The 4,159-nt window shown below is 70.3% G+C and carries 1 protein-coding gene; it reads right to left on the reverse strand.

The window, feature by feature from the left end:
• On the reverse strand, nucleotides 1-4,159 hold a 4,159-nt coding region (locus CD790_RS34190; protein WP_144387272.1), incomplete at both ends, for a type I polyketide synthase.

A 4,159-nucleotide genomic window follows, 5' to 3' on the forward strand; every position in this document is an offset into this window, starting at 1 on the left:
GGGTGTTGGAGGGTGTCGGTTGGGTTGGTTGTGGTGGCGTTGTGGGTGAGGCACCACAGGGGTGCGGTGAGGGTGGGGTGGGTGGTGAGGGTTTGGATGAGGGCGAGGGTGAGGGCTGTTCCGGTGGGTACGTGGGGGTGGTCGGGGTGTGGTTCCTCGTCTAGGGCGAGGAAGGAGAGCACTCCGCTGACCTTGGACTCGTCATGCCCCGCGAGGCAATCGGCGAGTCGCTGCCCCAGGCATGCGGGATCCACGGCAGCCAGGTCGAGAGTGAGTGTCACCGGCTCCGCGCCGTGATCGCGAAGGGCCTCGACAACGGCGCCGACATGTGGGTGCTCGCCCTCCTGTGCCGGGATGGCGACCAGCCAGGTGCCGGGAGGCCGCGCACCTGCCTGTGGAGCAGCGAACGGTGTCCATGTCTCGCCGTAACGCCAGGAGTCGATGGCAGCCTGCTCGCGTTGCTGCGTACGCCACCGAGACAGGGCCGGAATCACCGTTTCCAACGACGCGTCCCGGTCGACCGCCAACGTGGAGGCAACCGCGTCGACGTCTTGCTGCTCCAACGACTCCAGGAAGCGGACGTCAGCGGTGTCATGGGGCTTGGCGGGGGTGGTGTCGAGCCAGTAGCGCTGGTGTTGGAAGGGGTAGGTGGGGAGGTTGGTGTGGTGGGGGGTGGTGGGTTGGTGTGTGGGGTGGTGCCAGGTGGTGGGGTGTCCGTGGGTGTGGAGGTGGGCGAGGGCGGTGTGGGTGGTGGTGGGGTCGCCCCCGTTGGGGTCGGCGGTGATGAGGGGGGTGTGGGGTGGGTGGTAGGTGAGGGCGCGCGCGGTGTCGTGTAGCTCGTGGAGGAGTGTGTTTATGTGGGGGGAGTGGAAGGCTGCGCTGACCTGGAGTGGGGTGACCTTCCGGCCCTGGGCCCTGAACCGTTCGGCGATCTCCTCGACCGTGTCGCGGTCGCCGCTGATGACGAGGGAGGTGGGGGTGTTGATCGCGGCCAGCGAGACGTGTTCCTCCCGACCGGCCAGGTGTTCTGTGATCTCCTCTTCGCTGGCGTGGATGGCGGTCATGGCGCCGGTTGGGGGGAGGGTTTGCATGAGTCGGGCGCGGGTGGTGATCAGTCGTGCGGCGTCGGGGAGGGTGAGGATGCCGGCGAGGTGGGCGGCGGTGATCTCCCCCAGGGAGTGCCCGGCGTAGAAGTGCGGGCTGAGTCCGTACCCGTCGGTGACCAGACGATGGAGGGCGACTTGCAGGGCGAACAGGGCGGGCTGGGTGTATCCGGTCTGGTTCAGGAGCCCAGCCGTCTCATCGGTTCGGCCGAAGAGGGCGTCTTGTAGCGGATGCTCCAGGTACGGGTCCAGGTGCCCACACGCCTGATCCAGCGCCTCCGCGAACAGCGGGAATGCCTCGTACAGTTCCGCGCCCATCCCGGGGCGTTGGGTGCCCTGCCCGGAACACAGGAACGCCAGCTTCCCGGCACCCGCGGCCACACCGCGTACGAGACCCTCGTGCTCCTCGCCCGAAGCCAGCGCCGCAAGCCCACGCAGGAACCCCTCCCGGTCCGGGCCCAGGAGGACCGCTCGATGCTCGAAGAGAGCACGGCCGGTGGCAAGCGTGTGACCGATGGAGTGCAGGTCGTGGGTCTCGTGGGTCTCGTGGGTCTCGGGGGTGGAGGTGAGGTACTGGCGCAATCGCCGAGCCTGGGCCCTCAGGGCCGGCTCGGACTTCGCCGACACCACCCAGGGAAGCGGCGTCGTCGGAGCTTGCTCCCGCGCGGGGCCTGCCGTCGGGGGTGCCTGCTCCACAATCACGTGCGCGTTGGTGCCGCTCACCCCGAACGAGGACACACCGGCCCGCCGGGGTCGCCCCGTCTCCGGCCACGGCACCGCCTCCCGCAACAACCGCACCGCACCCGCCGACCAGTCCACATGCGGCGACGGCTCATCCACATGCAACGTACGCGGCAAGGTCCCGTGCTGGAGCGCCATGACCATCTTGATGACGCCCGCCACGCCGGCCGCCGCCTGCGCGTGCCCGATGTTGGACTTCACGGAGCCGAGCCACACCGGCTGGTCCGCGGTGCGCCCCTGCCCGTATGTGGCGAGCAGCGCCTGGGCCTCGATGGGGTCGCCGAGCGTCGTGCCCGTGCCGTGGCCCTCCACCGCGTCGACCTCGGCGGCGGTCAGACCCGCGGTGGCGAGGGCCTGTCGGATGACCCGCTGCTGGGAGGGGCCGTTGGGGGCGGTGAGCCCGTTGCTCGCGCCGTCCTGGTTGACGGCGCTGCCGCGCACCACGGCGAGGACGCGGTGCCCCAGCCGACGGGCGTCGGACAGTCGCTCGATCAGGAGGATGCCGACGCCTTCGCCCCAGCCGGTACCCTCCGCCGTGGCGGAGAAGGCCCGGCAGCGACCGTCCGTGGACAGCCCCCGCTGCCGGGCGAACTCCACGAAGGTGGTGGGGGTGGACATGACGGTGACGCCGCCGGCCAGCGCCATGGTGCACTCGCCGGACCGCAGGGCCTGGCAGGCCAGATGCAGCGCGACCAGCGACGAGGAACAGGCCGTGTCGACGGTGACGGCCGGGCCTTCCAGCCCGAGGGTGTAGGCGATGCGGCCCGAGGCGATGCTGCTGGAGCTCCCGGTGAGCACATAGCCCTCGACCGACTCCGATGATCGCTCCAGGTGGATGGCGTAGTCCTGGGAGTTGATGCCCGTGAAGACGCCGACGGCGCTGCCCTGGAGCGAGGCCGGTGCGATGTGTGCCCGCTCCAGGGCCTCCCAGCTGGTCTCCAGCAGTAGTCGCTGTTGCGGGTCCATGGCGAGGGCTTCGCGCGGGCTGATGCCGAAGAAATCGGGGTCGAAGTCGGCCGCGTCGTGGAGGAATCCGCCCTGCCGTGTGTAGCAGGTGCCCTGCCGATCGGGGTCGGGGTGGAAGAGCCCGTCGAGGTCCCAGCCACGGTCCGCGGGGAAGTCCGAGATCGCGTCCTGTTCGGCGAGGATCAGCTGCCAGAACTCCTCGGGCGTACGCACACCTCCGGGGAATCGGCATGCCATGCCGACGATCGTGATGGGCTCGTCGGCCGTCGCCCGGGGAGCGGGCATCGCCGCCGGTGCGGGGCCGGTCTCCGCACCCACCAGCTCGCCGCGCAGCCACTGGGCGAGCCTGACCGGGGTGGGGTGGTCGAAGACAAGCGTGGTGGGCAGCCGGAGTTCGGTCGCGGCGGCCAACCGGTTGCGCGCCTCGACGGCCGCGAGCGAGTCGAAGCCCAGCTCCCTGAAGGGGCGTTCGGCCGGGACGTCGTCCACTCTGCCGTGCCCCAGGACCGCTGCGGTGTGTGCGCGAACGAGCTGGAGCAGCATGTCCTGTTGCTCCTCGGCGCTCCGACCTTCGAGCTGCCGGTGGAGGGCCGAAGCCGGCTCTACGCCCGGGGCGTCCCGGGAATCCGACGTACGAGCCTCCGGGATGTCATCGAAGAGGGGCACGGACTCACCGGTGGGGCTCAGGGTGACGCTGAGCTTGTCCCATTCGATGGCGGCGATGATCTGGTGCGGTCGTCGCCTGTCGGCGACGGCCTGCGCCAGCGCGGTGAGTGCCTGCTCGGTGGGCATCGGCGGCAGACCCCGCCGCACCATGTGTGCGGCCTTCTCGGCATTGGCCAGACCGCCCTGCTCCCACAGTCCCCAGGCGATGGAGGTGGCGGGGAGTCCCTGGGCGTGGCGGTGCTGGGCGAGGGCGTCGAGGTAGGCGTTGGCTGCGGCGTAGTTGGCCTGTCCAGGGCTGCCGAAGGTGGCGGCGGTGGACGAGACCAGGACGAACGCCTCAAGCGGCAGATCCCGGGTGAGGGTGTGCAGGTGATAGGCGGCGCTCGCCTTGGGAGCCAGCGCTGTGGCGAGATGGCCGGAGGTCTGTGCGCCGAGCGTGGCGTCCTCGAGGACTCCCGCGGTGTGGATGACGGTGGTGAGGGGGTGGTTTGGGGGGATGGTGGCGAGGAGTTCGGTGAGGGCCGGGCGGTCGGTGGTGTCGCAGGTGGTGATGGTGACGTTGGCGCCGAGTTGGGTGAGGTGTTGGTGGAGTCGGGTGGCGTTGGGTGCGTGGGGTCCTTGTCGGCTGGTGAGGAGGAGGTGGCAGTGGGGGTGGTGGGTGGCGATCCAGGTGGCGATGTGGG

Origin of the sequence: Streptomyces sp. SAJ15, from assembly GCF_007595705.1 — a bacterium.
Lineage (GTDB): Bacteria > Actinomycetota > Actinomycetes > Streptomycetales > Streptomycetaceae > Streptomyces.